This is a genomic window from Bradyrhizobium sp. Ken51 (assembly GCF_055807435.1).
In genome coordinates this window covers 47,404-66,501 of sequence record NZ_JBVVPB010000005.1, presented here as the reverse complement: position 1 = coordinate 66,501, position 19,098 = coordinate 47,404, and the positions used below count along the sequence as shown (strand labels likewise).

17 protein-coding genes and 1 other RNA gene are annotated in these 19,098 nt (G+C 65.4%); 4 read left to right on the top strand and 14 right to left on the bottom strand.

What is annotated here, in order from left to right:
- Positions 1–123: 123 nt before the first annotated feature.
- From murG to rsmH, 9 genes are all read right to left on the bottom strand, one after another.
- On the bottom strand, positions 124–1,224 hold the full coding sequence (gene murG / locus AC0L27_RS11470; RefSeq protein WP_354205308.1) for an undecaprenyldiphospho-muramoylpentapeptide beta-N-acetylglucosaminyltransferase: 1,101 nt from the start codon (positions 1,222–1,224) through the stop codon (positions 124–126).
- Between the two features lie 109 nt (positions 1,225–1,333).
- Positions 1,334–2,485 (bottom strand): putative lipid II flippase FtsW, encoded by a 1,152-nt coding sequence (gene ftsW / locus AC0L27_RS11465; RefSeq protein ID WP_354205306.1) that lies wholly within the window; start codon positions 2,483–2,485, stop codon positions 1,334–1,336.
- Between the two features lie 237 nt (positions 2,486–2,722).
- On the bottom strand, positions 2,723–4,123 hold the full coding sequence (gene murD, locus AC0L27_RS11460; RefSeq protein ID WP_354205304.1) for a UDP-N-acetylmuramoyl-L-alanine--D-glutamate ligase: 1,401 nt from the start codon (positions 4,121–4,123) through the stop codon (positions 2,723–2,725).
- A gap of 7 nt (positions 4,124–4,130) precedes the next feature.
- Positions 4,131–5,234, bottom strand: a complete 1,104-nt coding sequence (gene mraY, locus AC0L27_RS11455) for a phospho-N-acetylmuramoyl-pentapeptide-transferase (protein ID WP_106945343.1) — start codon at positions 5,232–5,234, stop codon at positions 4,131–4,133.
- 164 nt (positions 5,235–5,398) lie between these two features.
- Complete coding sequence (locus AC0L27_RS11450; RefSeq protein ID WP_354205302.1) at positions 5,399–6,778, bottom strand: UDP-N-acetylmuramoyl-tripeptide--D-alanyl-D-alanine ligase; 1,380 nt, start codon at positions 6,776–6,778, stop codon at positions 5,399–5,401.
- Positions 6,775–8,247: a UDP-N-acetylmuramoyl-L-alanyl-D-glutamate--2,6-diaminopimelate ligase gene (locus AC0L27_RS11445; RefSeq protein WP_354205300.1), complete on the bottom strand. Its 1,473-nt coding sequence runs from the start codon at positions 8,245–8,247 to the stop codon at positions 6,775–6,777. The genes AC0L27_RS11450 and AC0L27_RS11445 overlap by 4 nt, the downstream gene beginning before the upstream one ends.
- Before the next feature lie 84 nt (positions 8,248–8,331).
- Positions 8,332–10,086 (bottom strand): peptidoglycan D,D-transpeptidase FtsI family protein, encoded by a 1,755-nt coding sequence (locus AC0L27_RS11440; protein WP_275173889.1) that lies wholly within the window; start codon positions 10,084–10,086, stop codon positions 8,332–8,334.
- Complete coding sequence (ftsL, locus tag AC0L27_RS11435; protein WP_027570696.1) at positions 10,083–10,475, bottom strand: cell division protein FtsL; 393 nt, start codon at positions 10,473–10,475, stop codon at positions 10,083–10,085. The genes AC0L27_RS11440 and ftsL overlap by 4 nt, the downstream gene beginning before the upstream one ends.
- A 3-nt stretch (positions 10,476–10,478) precedes the next feature.
- A complete protein-coding gene (rsmH, locus tag AC0L27_RS11430) occupies positions 10,479–11,468 on the bottom strand; it encodes a 16S rRNA (cytosine(1402)-N(4))-methyltransferase RsmH (protein ID WP_354205297.1) in 990 nt (329 codons plus the stop codon).
- 523 nt (positions 11,469–11,991) lie between these two features.
- Here rsmH and AC0L27_RS11425 point away from each other — a divergent pair.
- The gene (locus AC0L27_RS11425; RefSeq protein WP_275173891.1) at positions 11,992–12,774 is read left to right on the top strand and encodes an N-acetylmuramoyl-L-alanine amidase; all 783 of its coding nucleotides are present in this window, start codon (positions 11,992–11,994) and stop codon (positions 12,772–12,774) included.
- 73 nt (positions 12,775–12,847) lie between these two features.
- On the opposite strand, the gene AC0L27_RS11420 is transcribed toward AC0L27_RS11425, so the two are convergent.
- Together AC0L27_RS11420 and AC0L27_RS11415 are read right to left on the bottom strand one after the other, a co-directional pair.
- Positions 12,848–14,080, bottom strand: coding sequence for an RNA polymerase sigma factor (locus AC0L27_RS11420; protein WP_354205295.1), 1,233 nt, complete (start codon positions 14,078–14,080; stop codon positions 12,848–12,850).
- Between the two features lie 22 nt (positions 14,081–14,102).
- On the bottom strand, positions 14,103–14,456 hold the full coding sequence (locus AC0L27_RS11415; RefSeq protein WP_354205293.1) for a YciI family protein: 354 nt from the start codon (positions 14,454–14,456) through the stop codon (positions 14,103–14,105).
- 149 nt (positions 14,457–14,605) lie between these two features.
- Here AC0L27_RS11415 and rnpB point away from each other — a divergent pair.
- Positions 14,606–15,036, top strand: an RNA gene (gene rnpB / locus AC0L27_RS11410) — RNase P RNA component class A.
- A 56-nt stretch (positions 15,037–15,092) separates the two neighbouring features.
- Here the strand turns inward: rnpB and AC0L27_RS11405 are convergent.
- Both AC0L27_RS11405 and AC0L27_RS11400 read right to left on the bottom strand, forming a co-directional pair.
- Entirely contained in the window at positions 15,093–15,806 is a 714-nt protein-coding gene (locus AC0L27_RS11405) for an alpha/beta fold hydrolase (protein ID WP_354205291.1), read from the bottom strand.
- A 72-nt stretch (positions 15,807–15,878) separates the two neighbouring features.
- A complete protein-coding gene (locus AC0L27_RS11400) occupies positions 15,879–16,343 on the bottom strand; it encodes a DUF983 domain-containing protein (RefSeq protein WP_354060491.1) in 465 nt (154 codons plus the stop codon).
- A 49-nt stretch (positions 16,344–16,392) separates the two neighbouring features.
- On the opposite strand from AC0L27_RS11400, the gene AC0L27_RS11395 reads away from it, so the two are divergent.
- Positions 16,393–17,763, top strand: coding sequence for an aminotransferase-like domain-containing protein (locus AC0L27_RS11395; RefSeq protein ID WP_354205289.1), 1,371 nt, complete (start codon positions 16,393–16,395; stop codon positions 17,761–17,763).
- Positions 17,764–17,821: 58 nt separating this feature from the next.
- Here AC0L27_RS11395 and AC0L27_RS11390 read toward each other — a convergent pair whose 3' ends face one another.
- Positions 17,822–18,079: a hypothetical protein gene (locus AC0L27_RS11390; RefSeq protein WP_354205287.1), complete on the bottom strand. Its 258-nt coding sequence runs from the start codon at positions 18,077–18,079 to the stop codon at positions 17,822–17,824.
- 230 nt (positions 18,080–18,309) lie between these two features.
- On the opposite strand from AC0L27_RS11390, the gene AC0L27_RS11385 reads away from it, so the two are divergent.
- Positions 18,310–19,053 carry a sulfite exporter TauE/SafE family protein gene (locus AC0L27_RS11385; protein WP_473318990.1) on the top strand — a complete coding sequence of 248 codons (744 nt, stop codon included), beginning with the start codon at positions 18,310–18,312 and terminating at the stop codon, positions 19,051–19,053.
- The last annotated feature ends 45 nt before the right edge of the window (positions 19,054–19,098 follow it).

Genomic DNA, 19,098 nt, shown 5'->3' with positions numbered 1-19,098 from the left:
GTTCCCTCGTCATGCCCGGGCTTGTCCCGGGCATCCACGAATCCTAGCGTCTTTCTTGCAAGACGTGGATGGCCGGGACAAGCCCGGCCATGACGGTAAAACTATGGAAATTCCAGTTTGGCGTCAGATTCCCGCGATTTTGGCCACCAGATCGGCCAGCCGCTCCGCTGCGTCGAGCCGACCGGCGCCGCGGGCGGCCTGCGCCATGGCGGCAAGGCGCGCGGGCTCGGCGGCGAAGGCGGAGATCTCGCCGGCGAGGCGATCGGAGGAAAACTCGGTTTGCGGAATGCGGATCGCACCGTCGACCTTGGCCAGCACGCCGGCATTGGCGAACTGGTCCTGGTCGATCGCGCCCGGCAGCGGCACCAGGATCGAGGGCCGCCCGATCGCGGCGAGTTCGGCCACGGTGCCGGCGCCTGAGCGCGACACCACCAGATGATTGGAGGCGAGCCGTGCCGGCAGATCAGTGAAAAACGGCGCAAGCTCGGCCTTGATCTTCAGCCTGTCGTAGACCGCACGCACGCGCGCCATGTCCTCGTCGCGCACCTGCTGGGTGAGGACGAGCCGGCTCCACAGCGCGGGTTCGAGGCGCTCGATCGCGCCCGGCACGATGTCGGCCATGATGCGTGCCCCCTGGCTGCCGCCGACGACGAGCAGGCGCAGCGGACCGTTCGCTTCAGGCGCAGCATATGGCACGCCAGCTGCGGCGAGGATTGCCGGACGCATCGGCGTACCGACCGTCGTGGTCTTGCCCGATAGCGCCGGATCGCGATCGAGCACGCCGGGCAATGACGTCGCAATGGCGCGCACGCGGCTCGACAGGAATCGGTTGGCGCGGCCGAGCACGGCATTGGCATCATGGATGATGCCGGGCACGCCGGCGAATTTTGCGGCGACCAGCGGCGGCAGCGTCGGATAGCCACCGAAGCCGACGACGGCGACCGGCTTCAGTCGCTTGATCAGGCTGTAGGCGGACAGCGTGCCGGCCGCGAGCGTCAGGCCGGCATAAGCGAGCTGCAGCGGATTGCGTCCACGCGCAGTCTCGCTCGAAACGACGTCGATCATGTCCTTGGTGAACAGGCCGCTGTAGCGCAGCGCGCGCTCGTCCGTGACGAGGCGGACGCGGAATCCGCGCCGGATCAGCTCGACGCCGAGCGCCTCGGCCGGAAACAGATGGCCGCCGGTGCCGCCCGCGGCGAGAAGAATCAGGGGGGAGGTGTCCATGGCAGGGACTTTTACAGTGTCTCGCCCGTCATTGCGAGCAAAGCGAAGCAATCCAGACTGCCACCGCGGAGGGATTCTGGATTGCTTCGCTTCGCTCGCAATGACGAAACTACGCGTAGCTGCGCATCGCCTCGGCGTGGCCGCTCGCCTCGACTTCGGTGCGCGGGCGCAGCCGCGTCAGCGCCAGCATCATGCCGACACCATAGGCCAGCGACACTATCGAGGAGCCGCCATAGGAGATGAAGGGAAGCGTCATGCCCTTGGCCGGGATGAGCTGGAGGTTGACCGACATGTTGATCGCGGCCTGCACGCCGAACAGGATTGCAAGACCCGAGGCAGCGAAGCGCGAGAACATGTCCTCGTTGGCATAGGCGCGCGACAGCGTGCGGATGACGACGAAGGCAAACAGTGCCAGCATCGCGAGGCACAGGATGATGCCGAACTCTTCGGCGGCAACCGCGAACACGAAGTCGGTGTGGCTGTCCGGCAGGCTGCGCTTGGCGATCCCCTCGCCCGGTCCGAGCCCGAACCAGCCGCCGTTGTAGAAAGCCTCCATGGCTGTATCGACCTGGAAGGTGTCGCCCGAGGCCGGATTCATGAAGCGCTTGATGCGACCAGCGACGTGGGGAACAAAAAGGTAGGCGCTGAACAGCCCGGCGGCGCCGAGGCCGGCTAGCCCGAACACCCAGATCATCCGCATGCCCGCGATGAAGAACAGCGACCCCCACACCATCAGGATCAGCATGGTCTGGCCGAAGTCGGGCTCCATCACCAGCAGCGAGACCAGCATCAAGAGCAGCGCCAGCGCCATCGATGTCGCCGGCATCTCCGGCCGCCTGGTCGATTCCGCGAAGAGCCAGGCGGCAATGACGACGAACGACGGCTTTGCGATTTCGGAGGCCTGAATGTTGACGCCGATCAGCGTGATCCAGCGCCGCGAGCCCTTCACCTCGGGGCCGATCGCGAGCGTCAGCACGATCAGAACGATGCTGGCCGCGAAGATGATCAGCGCCGATCGACGAATCGCCCGCGGCGACAGGAAGGACACCCCGAGCAGCACCAGGCCGGACGGCACCAGGAACATCACGTGGCGGCTGAAGAAATGGAAGGGATCGAGCCCGATGCGGGTCGCAACCGGCGGGCTCGCCGCCAGCGACAGGATCACGCCCGTCAGCATCAGCGCCAGGATGGCCCCCATCAGCGGCTTGTCGACGGTCCACCACCACTCGGAAAAGGGGGTGCGTTCTTCACGGGAGAGCATGGCGGCCGCTTTCGGACAGAGGTCGGTCCATTGGTCGCCGAGGTTGGTTACCGGGGGGTTAAGGAATCGCGGATGATTGGAGACAGAAGGAGAGTGCCACCTCAAATGCTCGTCATGCCCGGCGAAGGCGGGGCATCCAGTACGCCGCGGCTTCTCGATGAACCACAGCTGTCACGGAGTACTGGATCGCCCGCCTGCGCGGGCGATGACAGCGGAGAACGAGGAGGCTACGGCGCCTCACACCACCGGCTTCACGCCAGGCAGCGCCTGCACCAGCTCGCGGAATCTGGTGCCGCGGATCTCGAAATTGCGGTACTGGTCGAAGGAGGCGCAGGCGGGTGACAGCAGCACGACCGCGTCGGTGATCCCCGACGCTTCCGCATCGCGTGCGGCTTGCTCGACCGCGACGTCGAGGGTCTGGCTGATCTCGTGCGGCACTTGCGTGCCCAGCGTCCCCGAAAACTCCTGCGCGGCCTCGCCGATCAGATAGGCTTTTCGGATGCGCGGGAAGTAGCCGGTGAGGCCCGTAATGCCGCCGGCTTTCGGCTTCCCGCCGGCGATCCAGAAGATGTCGGAGAAGGACGACAGCGCATGCGCGGTGGCGTCCGCATTGGTGCCCTTGGAGTCGTTGACGAACAGCACGTTGCCGCGGCGGCCGACCTGCTCCATCCGATGTGCAAGGCCGGGAAAGCTGCGCAGTCCGTTCTGCAAGACATCCAGGCCGATGCCCATCGCGAGCGCGGCGGCGGCCGCGCACGCCGCGTTCTGCGCATTGTGCTGGCCGCGCAGCGAGCCGATGCCGCCGAGCTTGGCGACTTCGCTGCGCGCGCCACCCGCGGTGCGCACGATGGTGCCATGCTCGACATGGATGCCGCTGGCCACCGGATTCCTGACCGAGATGCGCACCACATTCTTGCCGGCACGATCGAGCCGGTCGGCGATATCGCGGCAAAAACCGTCATCGACCCCGACGATCGCCGTGCCACCCTGCTGCACACCGGCAACAAGGCGCTCCTTCACCGCGGCGTAGTGCGCGATGGTGCCATGGCGATCGATGTGGTCCTCGCTGACATTGAGCAGAATACCGACGGAGGGATCGAGCGAGGGCGTGAGGTCGATCTGGTAGGACGACATCTCGATGACGTGGACGCGGCCCATGCCCGGCGGCTCCAGCGACAGGATCGCGGTGCCGATATTGCCGCCCATCTGGGTGTCGTAGCCGGCGACTTTGGTCAGGTGCGCGATCAAAGCCGTCGTGGTCGATTTGCCATTGGTGCCGGTGATGGCGACGAACGGCGCATCCGGTGCGTGCCGGCGCCGTTCGCGGCAGAACAGCTCGATGTCGCCGATCACCTCGATTGCGGCCTCTCGCGCCTTCAGCACGCTCCAATGCGGCACCGGATGGGTCAGCGGTACACCGGGCGCGAGCACTAGCGCGGCGAAATTCGTCCAGGAGACGTTGCGCAAATCAGCCGTGATGAAGCCCGCTTGCGCGGCCTTGGCGACATTCTCGGCATTGTCATCGGCGGCGATCACCTCGGCGCCGCCCGCTTTCAACGCGTGACAGGACGCGAGCCCCGAGCCGCCGAGGCCGAACACCGCGACCGTCTTGCCGGCAAAGGACGTGACGGGGATCATCGACCGGTCACCGCAGCTTCAGCGTGGACAGGCCGGCGAGCGCCAGCATCACCGAAATGATCCAGAACCGGATCACGATCTGCGGCTCGGTCCAGCCGAGCTGCTCGAAATGGTGATGGATCGGCGCCATCCGGAAGATGCGTTTTCCCGTCATCTTGAACGACACCACCTGCACGATGACGGAGACTGCCTCCAGCACGAACAGGCCGCCGATCACCGCGAGCACGATCTCGTGCTTCACCGCGACCGCGATCGCACCCAGCATGCCGCCGAGCGCGAGCGAGCCGGTGTCGCCCATGAAGATCGAGGCCGGCGGCGCGTTGAACCAGAGGAAGCCGAGGCCCGCGCCCAGCAGGGCGCCGCAGAGCACGGCGAGTTCGCCGGTGCCGGCGACATATTTGATCTGGAGGTAATCGGCGAACACCGCGTTGCCGGCGAGATAGGCGATCATCGCAAAGCTCGCGGTCGCGATCATCACGGGCACGATGGCAAGGCCGTCGAGACCGTCGGTGAGGTTCACCGCATTGCCGGCGCCGACGATGACGAAGGCGCCGAAGATGACGAAGAACCAGCCGAAATGCAGCACGGTGTCCTTCAGGAAAGGAATCGTCAGCGCGGTCGACGCCGGATCGCGGTTCAGCCGCACCAGCGCGTAGCAGGCAACCAGCGCGATCGCCGCCTCGATCAGCAGGCGAAGCTTGCTGCCGAACCCGGTCGTGGTCTGCTTGGTCACCTTGAGATAATCGTCATAGAAGCCGACGAAGCCGAAGCCGAGCGTCACCGCCAGCACGATCCAGACGTAAGGATTGAGCGGATTGGCCCACAGCACCGTGCCGACCGTGAGGCCGGACAGGATCATCAGCCCACCCATGGTGGGCGTGCCTTTCTTGGCGAGATGCGATTGCGGACCATCGGCCCGGATCGGCTGGCCCTTGCCTTGCCGGATGCGCAGATGGTCGATGATCCAGGGTCCGAACAGGAACACGAACAGCGCGCCGGTGACGACAGCGCCGCCGGTGCGGAAGGTGATGTAGCGGAAGACGTTCAGGAAGGTGCGAACGGCACCGAAGCCCGGAAATGTGTTGGAGAGCTCGATCAACCAGTAAAACATTCAGACGGTCCTATGGCGCCTTTGCACGCGCCTTGATCTTGGCCTTGTCAACCTGCCTCACGCGCATTCGCTGGTCTTCATCCTGGGGTCGGGCGACCTCTAAAGAAAACGAACGGCTTCGCGCCGGAAACGGTGGGATTCGGGAACAGCGCCTTCCAAGCAGTTTACGCCCTTGCCTGCAAGGCGGCCACTAGGCCCGGCACAAACTTGTTGACCCAGAACATCTTCTTGCTGCCCTTGACAACCACGACATCGCCTGCCCGCAGCAGATTTGCGACCTCGCCCGGCTTCAGCGTGACGGGGTCGCCGTGCCAGCCGAGACCCTTGCCGGCTGGAAGCACCTCGAACAGGTGACGCATCAGCGGCCCGACGCAATAGACCCCGTCAATGCCGTCGAGATGCCTGGCGAGGTCGGTGTGGTAGGCCGGCGCGCCGTCGCCCAGCTCCAGCATGTCTCCGAGCACCGCAATGCGGCGGCCGCCGGTCGTGTTGCGCGCCTGCAGGCTTTGCAGCGCGGCAGCCACGCTGGCCGGATTGCCGTTGAAGCTGTCGTCGATCACGGTGACGCCGCCGACCGCCTGCTCGACGCCACGGCCGGTCATGATGCCGACGCGGTCGAGCTTGATCGCAAGCGTGGCCGCATCGAGGTTCGCCGCACGGATCGATGCGAGCGCCGCGAGCGCATTCTGGACGCGGTGCGGCGCGCCGGGCGTCAGGCTGAACGCGATCTCCTTCTTGCCGAGCGCGGCCACGACCTGCCAGCTGTCGCCATGCGGCGCGTGCGCGACCTCGTGCACCTCGGCTTTCTCGCCGAAGCGTATGACCTTGCCTTTCCAGTCCGGCGCCTTGATCCCGGCGGGCAGCACCAGCACGCCTTCCGCCGGCAGACCGAGTGCAATCGACACCTTCTCGCGACGGATGGCTTCGAGCGAGCCGAGCTTCTCCAGATGCACCGGCTGGACGTTGACGACGAGCGCGACTGTCGGCCGCGTCAGTTCGCTGAGCCGCGCGATCTCCCCGGCCTGGTTCATGCCCATCTCGACGACCCAGAGACTGGCATCGGGCCGCGCATTGCACAGCGTCAGCGGCACGCCCCAGAAATTGTTGAAGCTCGACGGGCTGGCATAGGCATTGGGGTAGGCCGCGAGGAATTCCTTGGTGCTGGTTTTGCCCGCGCTGCCGGTGAGCCCGATCACCGGCCCGTTGAAGCGCGCACGTGCCGCGCGCGCAAGGCCCCAGAGACCGTCGATCAGCGTGTCCTTGACCACGATCTGGGGAATGCGGATGCCCGCGATCTCGTGCGGCACGATCATCGCGACCGCGCCGGAAGCCTCCGCCTTGTCCGCGAACTCCCAACCGTCGCGCGCGCTGGCGAAGGCCGAGATGAAGCCGCCGCTCGGCGTGCCGCTGAGCGCCACGAACAGGCTGCCCGGTTTCACCAGCCGGCTGTCCTGGGTGACGAAGTCGATCGGCGTATCCGGGAACGATCCGGCAGCGCCCAGCGCGCGCGCCACTTCGGCCACCGTCCATATTGGCGCGCTCATGCAATCCTCGACGCTAGTGCGGCGGCGACCGCCTCGTGATCACTGAAGGGCAAAACCTCTCCGCCGACGATCTGCCCGGTCTCGTGGCCCTTGCCGGCGATGAGCAGCGCATCGCCATCTTGCAATTCCTCGATCGCGGTGCGGATCGCCGCAGCGCGGTCGCCGATTTCGCGGGCGCCCTTCGCAGTGGCCAGGATTTCGCCGCGGATGGATTCCGGTTTCTCGCTGCGAGGATTGTCGTCGGTGACGATGACGCCGTCGGCGTTGCCGGCCGCGATCTCGCCCATGATCGGACGCTTGCCGGCATCGCGGTCGCCGCCGGCACCGAACACGACGACCAGCCTGCGCCTGGCGTAGGGACGCAGCGCCTGCAGCGCCTTGGCCAGCGCGTCGGGCTTGTGCGCGTAATCGACGAAGATCGGCGCGCCGTTGCGCTCGCCGACACGCTCCAACCGGCCCTTGGCGCCTTCGAGACCTTCGAGGGTCGCGAACACGTTTGCGGCGTCGCTGCCTGTGCCGATCGCAAGACCGGCCGACACCAGCGCATTCTCGATCTGGAATTCGCCGACCAGCGGCAGCCGGATCGCATACCGCTTGCCGCGATGTTCGAGCGCGAGCACTTGCGAAAACCCTTCGACCTCCGCACCCGCGAGACGAATGCCCTCGCCTGCCCCGTCGCCGTTGCGACCGACCGCCATCACGCGCAAGCCGCGCGAATTCGCAGCACTGATTGCCTCCGCCGAGCAATCATGATCGGCGGAGATCACGGCCGCGCCTCCCGGCGGCACAAGTTCGCGGAACAGCCTGAGCTTGGCCGCGAGATAATGCGCGACGGTCGGATGGTAGTCCATGTGGTCGCGCGAGAGATTGGTGAAGCCGCCGGCGGACACGCGCACGCCGTCGAGGCGATACTGATCGAGTCCGTGCGAGGAGGCCTCGAAGGCGAGATGCGTGACGCCCTCGCGCGCGATCTCGTCGAGTTGCCGGTGCAGCGCGATCGGATCGGGCGTCGTCAGCGAGCCGTAGACGGTACGCTTCGGCGAGACTAGGCCGATGGTTCCGATGCTGGCGGAAGCGTGCCCGAGCCTCTCCCAGATCTGCCGGGTGAATGCGGCGACCGAGGTCTTGCCGCTGGTGCCGGTCACCGCCGCAATGGTCGCGGGTTGCGCGGGGTAGAATCTTGCCGCGGCGAGCGCCAGCGCGCGGCGCGGATTGGCGACTGTGATGAACGGCACCTTGCAGCCATCAGGCGCATGGTCGCCGACGACCGCCAACGCGCCTGCGGCAATCGCGGCATCGATGAAACGCGCACCGTCGGTCTTGCTGCCCGCAAGTGCGAAGAAGAGATCACCCGGCTTGACCGCGCGGCTGTCGAGGGCAACGCCGCTCACGTCGAGCGCCGCGACCGCGGGCTCAATTGCGGCATCATTACCCTGAACGTCCTGATCGAGGAGGTCGCGCAGCTTCATGGTCTTCCAGTCGACATGCCGGACCGGATCGCCGAATCTCCAGGGAAATCCCGACTCAGCAGCGGCAACGGCCCACCCGGTTGATTACTGGGTTGTCCTGGATGCTGCAAGAATAAGGCGCTCAGACGGCGGCAGGTCGAACCGCGGTTCGACGCCCAGAAGCGGGGCGATCCGCTCGATCACCTTGCCGCCGGTCGGCACCGCGTTCCAGCCCGAGGTGATGAAACCCTTTGTTTCGGGAATCGCCTGGGGCTCGTCCAGCATGATCAGGATCTGATATTTCGGATCGTCGCAGGGCATGATCGCGGTGAAGGAGTTGAGCACCCGCTTCTTGGCATAGCGGCCGTTGATGACCTTCTCGGACGTGCCGGTCTTGCCGCCGACGTAGTAACCCTTGACGTCAGCGGTCTTGGCGGTGCCGATTTCGGCATTGAGCCGCATCAGGAACCGCATCTTGTCGCTGGTCTCGGTCCTGATGACGCGCTTGGCCATCGCCGCCGCTTCGGACTCGCTGCGCTTCATGAAGGTCGGCGGAATCAGATAGCCGCCGTTCACCAGCGCATTGATGCCCATCACCGCCTGCAGCGGCGCCACCGACATGCCCTGGCCGAACGCGATGGTCACCGTGTTCAGCTCGCCCCAGCGGCGCGGTATCAGCGGAGCCGCGCTTTCCGGCAGTTCGGTGCGCAGCCGCGTCAACTGGCCCATCTTGGCGAGGAAGGCCTTGTGAGCCTCGACGCCCTGACCGAGCGCGATCCGCGCGGCGCCGATATTGGACGAGAACGTGAACACTTCCTTGGTGTTGATGAAGCGTCCGAGCGGATGGCTGTCGTGGATGGTGAACTTGCCGTAGTGCAGGTTTCCGCGTGCATCCCACGACGTGTTCAGATTGATCTTGCCGGAATCGAGCGCCATCGCCAGCGTAAACGCCTTGAAGGTCGAGCCCATCTCGTAGACGCCGGTGGTCAGGCGATTGATGCGGTCGGGGTCGTGCGCTTCCTTCGGATTGTTCGGGTCGAAATCCGGAAGCGAGACCATCGCCACGATCTCGCCGGTCTTGACGTTGGAGACGATGCCGGAGGCGGCCTTGGTGTGGTATTTCTCCTTGGCCTTCAGCAACTCGTCACGCAGTGCGTGCTCGACGCGCAGATCGACCGAGAGCTCGATCGGCTTTTGCAGCCGGTCGGTGGCAAAGCCCGCGCGGTGGAGATCGGCCAGCCCTTGATTGTCGAGCCACTTCTCCATGCCGGCGATGCCCTGGTTGTCGATGTTGACGAGACCGATGAGGTGGGCAACCTCGTTGCCGGTTGGATAAACGCGCTTGTTCTCGCGCAGGAAGCCGATGCCGGGAATGCCGAGCTTGTGGATGTCCTGCTGCTGCTTCGCCGTAATCTCGCGCTTGAGCCAGACGAAGCCCTTGCGCGTCTTCAGGCGCTCGCGCACCTCGGCCTCGTCGAGGTCGGGCACGGTGGCGGTCAGAAGCTCGATCGCCTCGTCCTTGTCGATGATGCGGCGCGGCTCGCCGAACAGGCTCGACGCCTTGACGTCGGTCGCGAGGATCGCGCCGTTGCGATCGACGATGTCGGGCCGCGCGGTCGCGACCACCTCCTGCGACGCGGCGCGGCGCGCGCCGTGGGCGTCGGCGCCGATCGCGAACATCACGAGGCGACCGCCGATCAGAGCGTAGACCGCGCCGAAGGCGAGCATCGCCAGACCGACGCGCGCCCGCGCCTTGGCCGCGCGATCGACATTGCGCCCGTAAAGCAGGCTGCGGATCAGCCGCTGCCGCCAAGGCTCGGTCCGCTTTTCTGCAGGCTTGGCCGGGGTCACGGCACTCATGGCTTGTCCTCGGGCTGAGGCACGGAGCCCGTCACATTATCGGGATCGCTGGCGGCTTCGATGGTATTGAGCATGGCGCCGATCGGATCCGGCTCGCCCGGCCTGAACATCCGCGGCGGACGCTCGGGCAAATTCTTCAGTGAATCATACTGCGTGCCGTTGACCGGCTTGAGCTGCAGATGGCGGTCGGACAGGCCTTGCAGGCGCAGGGGCGCATCGAGCTTGGCCCATTCGGAGCGCAGCGCCGCGATCGCATCGCGCTGCTCGCGGATCTCCGCATGCAGCCGCAGAACCTTTTCGGTGCGCGCCGTGGAGTCCATCTTGATCCGGTAGACATGGGCCGCCGCGAAGATCAGCGCACCGATGACGAGGAGGTGGATGAAGCGCATGCGCTAGCCACCTCTCATGACGTCGGAGAGTTTTGGCCAGGACGATTGCTCGCGATCGTCATGCGCAGGCGCCGAGGTGCGCTCGGCAGCGCGGAGTTTTGCCGACCGCGCGCGCGGGTTATGCGCGACTTCGTCCTCGCCTGCGATCACCGGCCGCCGCGTCAGAAGCTGGAAGCTCGGCACCGCCTGCGACACTTCCGGCAGATGGCGTGAGCCGCCACCCGTCTTGGACCGATCGGCGAGGAAATTCTTGACGATGCGGTCTTCCAGCGAATGGAATGAGACGACCACGAGGCGACCGCCGGGCTTGAGCACACGCTCGGCAGCGATGAGTGCGTTCTGGAGTTCCTCGAGCTCTTCGTTGACGAGGATGCGCAGGGCCTGGAACGTTCGCGTCGCCGGGTGAATATCGCCCGGCTTGGAACGGACCACCCTGCCGACGAGCTCGGCGAGCGCGCGTGTGGTCGTGAACGGCGTCTCCTGGCGGTCCGCGACGATGGCGCGGGCGATCCGGCGCGACTGCCGCTCTTCGCCGAGGAGATAGATGATGTCGGCGAGATCGCCTTCCGATGCGCGCGCCACGACATCGGCCGCAGTCGGGCCTGCCTGCCCCATCCGCATATCGAGCGGACCATCGAGGCGGAACGAGAAGCCGCGGCCGGCCTGGTCGAGCTGCATCGAGGATACCCCGACATCCATCACGACGCCGTCGACGCCATCGACGCCTTGAGCCGCGCAGACTTCGGCGAGGTTGGAGAAGCGATCTTCAACGAGGGTCAGCCTGCCCGCGGAGCGTTCGACCAACTCGGCGCCGCCTGCGATCGCAGTGCGGTCGCGATCAATGGCAATCACCCGGGTTCCCGGCATGTCGAGGATCGCGCGGCTGTAGCCGCCGGCACCAAAGGTCGCGTCGATATAAAGGCCGCCTTCGCGTGGCGCGAGGTGGTCGATGGCCTCACGGCCAAGAACGGGGATGTGCGGAGCCGAGCTCATGCGCCAGGCCTGCCGATCGCCTCGCCGGACTCCCAAGTGAGATCGGGGACGAACAAGCTCATAACGCCTCGAATGATTCCGCGTCGCGGCGGTTCCACGACCCAACCCCCGTCCAACATAGTTACCGAGCCCGGTCGTCCCGGGCCACCAACCCAGTATTCCCCTTGGAATTTGTCGGGCAGCCATGGGATTTCGAGCCAAAATACGCTTTGGCCGCCTCCGGACGCGGGTCGGCTCTTCATCTCTCAGTAACGGCCCTTAGCGTTAAGAAAGCGTTGATCGGCTCGCGACAAGTCGAAAAGCTGACGCGGCGGTGATGCTTCATCCACACACATGCGCCAAAATGCATCCGTTAACCCCGTCGCCGGATTGCGCGCGATCGAGGGTAAAGGAATAGTAAAGAGAAGGGCTTGGCCCACTCTCTGTCTGTCTCGAGCTGTTTATGTCGTCCGGTTCGTCCACGCCGTCTGGATCTGATTCGAAGCGTCAACGTGTTCTCCCGGTTCCCAAGGCCGCCGCGAACATGCGGACGTTCGAGCCGGATTCCTCGATCGTCTCCGACATCATCCCCTCACCGAACCATGGCGACCGCAACAAGGGCCGGCAGCCCGATATGATCGTGCTGCACTACACCGGCATGCCCGACGTCGAAGGTGCGCTCGCGCGGCTCTGCTCCGCGGGCACCGAGGTGTCGGCACATTATGTCGTGCTGGAAGACGGCCGCATCGTGCAATGCGTGCCGGAGGCCAGGCGTGCCTGGCACGCCGGCGTCTCGTCCTGGGCCGGCGAGGATGACATCAACTCCTGCTCGATCGGGATCGAGATCGTCAATCGCGGCCACGACTGGGGCTATCCGGAGTTTCCGCTGCGCCAGATCGCCGCCGTGATCGCGCTGTGCCGTGGCATCATGCTCCGCCGCAAGGTGCCCGCGCACCGGGTGCTCGGCCATTCCGACGTGGCGCCCGCGCGCAAGAAAGATCCCGGCGAAAAATTTCCGTGGCATTCGCTGGCCAATTCCGGCGTCGGCCACTGGGTCACGCCCGCGCCGGTCGTGCGCGGCGAGAGCCTGATGCTCGGCACCATCAGCGACGAGGTGCTGAGCCTGCAGCAGGCGCTCGCCAGATACGGCTACGGCGTTCCCCTCACCGGCAAATACGACGCCGCGACCATGGAAGTCGTCACCGCGTTCCAGCGCCATTTCCGCCCGGCGCGACTGGATGGGGTCGCGGATCACTCGACGCTGTCGACCTTGCAGGCGCTGTTGGGGAGTCTCCCTCAGGAGACAACGACTATCGCGACGAAGTGACGGCGACTGCCACACCCCGTCATTGCGAGCGAAGCGAAGCAAGTGCTCCTCGCAATGACGGAGTATGTGGCGACTATTCCATCTCTCTCATCCTTCGCGCATAAAGCCGTCGCAGCGGCTCGAGCTGCGTCGCCTCCGTCGCCGCGCGATAAGCCTCGCGCGCCTCCTCATTCCGGCCGAGCCGCCGCAACAAATCCGCCCGTACTGCTGGCAACAGTTCGTAACCATGAAGCCCGCCACGCGCGGCGGTCGCATCCACGAGATCGAGCGCACGTGCGGGACCATCGACCATCGACACTGCCGCTGCGTGATTCAGCTCGATCACCGGCGACGGATTGATCCGCAGCAGCACTTCATAGAGCCCGGCGATCTGCGACCAGTCTGTCTGCTCATAGCTCGGCGCACGTGCATGCAGCGCGGCGATTGCGGCTTGTACTGCATAAGGCTGCGGCCGACCGGGCACGCGCAGTGCGTCGTCCACCAGACGCAGCCCCTCCTCGATCTGTGCACGGTGCCACCGCGAACGATCCTGCTCTTCCAGCAGCACGATGTCGCCGGCGGCGGTCTGGCGCTCTGCGCGGCGCGCATCGTGCAGCAGCATCAGCGCCAGCAGGCCCTTGATCCCGGCGCGATCGGGTAGCAGCCGGTCGAGCAAACGGCCAAGCCGGATCGCCTCGGCCGCAAGATCGGGCCGCATCAAATCCGCACCGGATGTCGCCACATAGCCTTCGGTGAAGACGAGATAGATCACGGCAAGGACACCGTCGAGCCGCGGCACCAGCGTGTCGCGCTCGGGGACCTCATAGGGAATGCCGGCGAGCCTTATCTTTTGCTTGGCGCGGACGAGACGCTGCCCCATCGCCTCCTCGCTGACCAGGAAGGCACGCGCGACCTGCGCCGTGGAGAGCCCGCAGACGGTGCGCAGCGTCAGCGCGACCTGGACTTCGGGCGCGAACGCAGGATGGCAGCAGGTGAAGATCAGCCGCAGCATGTCGTCGTCGAGCATCGTCGGCGGCTCGTTGGGCGCTTGCGCGTTCAGCTCGAGCTCGTGCACGAGCGCCTGCTCCTTGCCGCGGAAGACGGCCTGGCGCCTGATACGGTCGATGGCCTTGTGCTTGGCGACATTGACCAGCCACGCACGCGGATTGTCGGGGACCTCGCACGCCGGCCAGCGCTCCAGTGCCACCGCAAAGGCGTCCTGAAGCGCGTCCTCGGCGAGATCGAAATCGCCGACGAGGCGGATCAGCGTGGCCAGCGCCCGCCCCGCCTCGTCGCGGAAGACCTTGTCGATCTCGGACAGTGTCATGCCCCGATGCGCGGCTGCGCCATCACTTGTCGTAGACCCAGATCGGCCGCACCTCGATCGAGCCGATGCGCGCCGACGGAATCCGCGACGCGATCTCGATCGCAGCATCGAGATCCTTGGCCTCCACGAGGTAGTAGCCGCCGAGCTGCTCGCGTGTTTCGGCAAACGGGCCGTCGGTCGTCAGCGTCTTGCCGTCGCGCACGCGGACCGTCGTCGCGGTCGTGGTCGGCTGCAGCCGGTCGCCGGCCTTGAAATTGCCGCTCTGAATGATGTCTTGCGTGAAGGTCTGATATTCCGCCGTCATCTGCTGGCCGGCAGCCGGACGCATATTCGCGTACTCGGCTTCGTTCTGGTAGATCATCAGCAAATACTGCATCGCTTAACTCCTGTTGCACGGCTGGATCGCCGATATCCAGTCGAACGGGACACACGCCCAACGACATCTTCAGGATAAATTATTTCGGGCGAACCGTGCATGGCGTTATCGGCTTGCGGAACCGACACAAATGCTTCATGCGTAAGCCGTCAGTCGGCCGGACGGCCGCTCCGGCAAGTGCCGAAAGGCCGCCGGGGAGGAAAGTCCGGGCTCCCTTGACATACGGTGCCGGATAACGTCCGGCGGGGGCGACCCCAGGGAAAGTGCCACAGAGAACGAACCGCCCGCCTTCGCAGCGCAAGCTGCACAGGCAGGTAAGGGTGAAAAGGTGCGGTAAGAGCGCACCGCGGCTGCGGCAACGGAGCCGGCATGGTAAACCCCACCGGGAGCAAAACCGAATAGGGACGGCGTAGCGGGCTGTTCGCGAAAGCGATAACGCCGCGGGGCGATGTCAGGCCCGCCGTCCGGGTAGGTTGCTCGAGGCCATGTGCAAACATGGTCCCAGAGGAATGGCCGTCACGTATCGTTCGCGCAAGCGGACGGTGCCCTACAGAACCCGGCTTACAGGCCGGCTGATATCTTGCAACGAGGGGTTCGATGCTGACCGCATCGAGCCCCTCACCATTTGGGCGCTCACTATCCGGCGATCTCTTGCAACACGCCCATCAGCGCGTCCGGCGCTGTCACGTTCGGCGCGTGGCTGGCGTCGAGCTCGACATAACGCCAGCCATCCTCGCTCTTCGTGCGCTTCGCAAACTGCCCAAACACGTCGCCCGGCGGAATGCGCGTGCAATAGATGTAGCTGCGCGGCACTTTCGGCTCGCCATGTTCGAGCTTCAGCTTCGTCTCGAAACATTTGATCGGCATGTTGATCCGGCGTGCGTTGAGCCAGTCGAGATCGGCCTGCGGCGTGTCCGGCGGCGGCGGGTTCGGCGGGATGCGGTAGCCGTCGCCTGAGCTTGCTGCCTTGCGCATCGGCTCGCGCCCGCCCTCATGGAGATCGAACAGCGATTGGCCGTCACGCGGCACGAAGGCGTCGAGATAGATCAATTGCGTCACCCGCTCGCGCGCGCGATCGGCGACGCCGGTGGCGACCATGCCGCCATAGCTGTGACCGAGCAGCACGATGTCCTCGAGGTCCTCGAACCTGATGACGTTGAGAATGTCCTGGATGTGCGTGTCGAGATCGATCGCGGGGCTGGCCAGATGGGCGCGCTCGCCGAGCCCGGTATAGGTCGGCGCAATGAAGCGACGGCCGGCCTGCGCCAGCAGCGGATGCATCTTCTTCCAGGCCCACCCGCCGGACCACGCACCGTGACAAAGCAGGAAGGTTTTTGAGCGTGCGGCCATCGGCGTTTCCATCGTTCTTGTTTGTACGACGGAGTGTAGCGGGCGACCGCGCGATGTAAACGCTCTGGCCCCTTAGGCCGCGCGCGTGTTCACCTTCACGAGGACGGGTGCACCCTGACCAGCTTCGCGCCGAAGCTTGCCCGCCTCAAAACCGTGCATGCCGATCTGCCATTGCAGCCCGACGATGGCACCCTTGGTCGGCTGCAGCAGCGCGAGCGATGCAAATAACGTCACGGGCAGCCACACCGCCAGTTGCAGCCAGACGGCCGGCGCATAGGCGGTTTCGACCGCGAGAATCGCAGGGACCACGAGATGGCCGACCACCACCATCACGAGATAAGCCGGAAAATCGTCGGCGCGCTGGTGGAACAGCTCCTCGCCGCAATGGTCGCAGGTATCAGCCACCTTCAGGAAACGGCCGAACGCATGCCCTTCGCCGCAGTTCGGGCATTTGCCCAAGAAACCGCGCCACATCGCCTTTGCCAGAGAGACTGAACCGGTCGCCATGACCCCACCTCTTCCTTTTCTACGATCCATACAATAATATCTTGCATCCATACATTCAAAGGATATGGACGTTAATTGCATGGACTGGACCCCTACAATCTCGGAGCTGAGCGGGCCGCGCTACCAGCGCATCGTCGAGGCCATGGAGGCGGATATCGCCGCCGGCCGGCTGGTGCGCGGGCAGCAATTGCCGACGCAACGGGCCCTGGCAAAGGCGCTCGGCATCGACCTCACCACGGTGACTCGCGCCTACACCGAAGCGCGGCGCCGCGGCATCATGGAGGCCCGGGTCGGCCAGGGCTCGTTCGTGTCGGAGACCAGCGCGCGCCGCGCGGTCGATCTGCCGCATCCCGTCGCGATCGATCTCTCGATGAACGTGCCGCCGCAGCCACTCGAAGCGCAACTCGACGAGCGCATCATCGCCGGGATGGAAGCCATCCGCGCGCAATCGGGCCTGACGGCGCATCTCAACTACCAGCCGCCCGGCGGCAGCGCCCACGAGCGCGAGGTCGCGGCGCGATGGATGCGCGCACGCGTGCCGCATGCCCACGCCGACAGGCTCGTGATCTTTCCCGGCGCGCAGACGATCCTGTTCAATCTGCTCGCCCACCTCGCCCGGCCCGGCGACATCGTGCTGACGGAGGCCCTCACCTTTCCCGGCATCAGGGCCGCCGCCGCGCGGCTCGGCGTCAAGCTTGTCGGCGTCGCCATGGACGACGGCGGCATCCTGCCCGACGCGCTGGCAAAGGCTTGCCGCACGCATAAGCCGAAGGCCGTCTATCTCATTCCGACGCTGCACAATCCCACCACCGCGACGCTTCTTCCCGACCGCCGCAGCGCCATCGCAAAGATCATCAACGATTCCGATACGGTTCTGATCGAAGACGACGCCTACGGGCTGCTCGATCGCTCGGCATCGCCGATCGCCAATCTCATTCCGGAACGGACTTATCTCGCAACCACGCTGTCAAAATGCATCGCGCCCGCGCTACGCGTCGCCCATCTGGTGACGCCCGACGGCGGCTCGCAGCGGGAGATGCGCAGCTATTTGCAAGCGACGGTGCAGATGCCGGCGCCGCTGATGGTCGCGCTGGTGACGCATTGGATCGAGACCGGCATCGCCGACCGCATCATCACCGCCATCAGGAGCGAGGCGATCGGCCGCCAGCAGCTCGCGCAACGCGCGCTCAAAGGATTCGAGTTCGAGGCCGAGCCCGCCGCTCACCATCTGTGGCTACGGCTGCCGGAGGGCCGTCCCGACGTCGCGGCGCATCTGCTGCGGAATGGACTCGCAGTCGTCGCCGGCGAGGCCTTCACCGTCGACGGAACGCCGCCACACGCGGCACGCGTCTCGCTTGGCGCGGCGCGCAACAGGGCGGAATTGACGGAAGCGCTCCGCATCTTGGTCAACGCGCTGCACAGGCCCGCCGACATCAGACAGATCGTCTAGAGCATGATCCGGAAAAGTGTGCAGCGGTTTTCCGAAAAGATCATGCTCCAAAAAATAGTTATCTATGCTGACGGCGATGCCGCGAGCGCACGACTGGCGCAACAGCCGATGGATAAGCTTGCGATGCGTAGGCATCGCTCGGCTGGCCGAGAGCCCCGCGCGCGGCGGGCGTGAGCTGACCGCCATTCAGGACGTCGCGGTCCGGATGGGCAGCCTGATAGGCCGCAGGCTCGGAAAACTGGGCCTCCGCCATTGTCGGCATCAAGGCCGCCGCCGACACTAGCGCGGCCGCGACGGCAATCTTCGTGCGAGTCATCGTCCTTCTCCATATGCTCATTCGGGAGACTGGCCGATCGAACCGCATGATCGCGTCGAGCGGGCCCTACATTGAAGTACGAGCATCATGTAGGCCTGTCTTTCGCGAACGCCCGCCGCTGGGGATCACGCTTGCGTGCGGTTTTGAAATTGACCTGCACGGCCGCAGCTGTGCTATGCGAGCGATGGCGATCAACAGTTCGGGATCGTCCAAATAACAGGGACAATCTGTTGGAAATACTCACCTACGCGCTGCTGCTGCTCGGCGCACTCGCCGGGGGCTTCGTCTCGGGCCTTGCCGGATTCGGCACGGCGCTGATGGCACTCGGCATCTGGCTCTACGTGCTGCCGCCCTCGCTCGCGGTGCCCCTGGTGCTGATCTGCTCGGTGATCGCGCAGAGCTCGACGCTGCCGTCCATGTGGAAGAGTTTTGATCTCTCGCTGGTCTGGCCGTTCCTGATTGGAGGACTGATCGGCGTGCCCTTGGGCACCATGCTGGTCGCCTCTGCCGATCCAAAAGTGTTCAAGCTGAGCGTCGGCGTGCTGCTGCTGATCTTCTCGACGGCGCTGTACCTCAACAAGAGGCCGCTCGCCATCACGTTCGGCGGTCGCATCGCCGACGGTGCGATCGGCTTTGCCGGCGGCATTCTTGGCGGTCTCGCCGGATTGTCGGGGCCGCTTCCGATCCTGTGGGCGAACATTCGCGGCTGGAACAAGCACGAGCGGCGCGGCATCTTCCAGCTCTTCAATTTCACCGTGCTCGCCACCGCTTTGGTGTTGCAGACGGCCTCGGGCCTCGTCGCGTTCAAGGTGGTCTGGCTCGCGGTGGTTGCCTTTCCGGGCACCTTGATCGGCGCATGGGCCGGCGCGCGCGTCTATCACGCGCTGAGTGACAAGCATTTTGGCGATGTCGTGCTCGGTCTCTTGTTCCTGTCGGGCCTCGGCCTGGTCTGGAACAGTTTGGGCACGCACTAGCTCCGTCTTTTTTTCGCGGCAAGCGCCGTGCCGCCGGCAATTCCG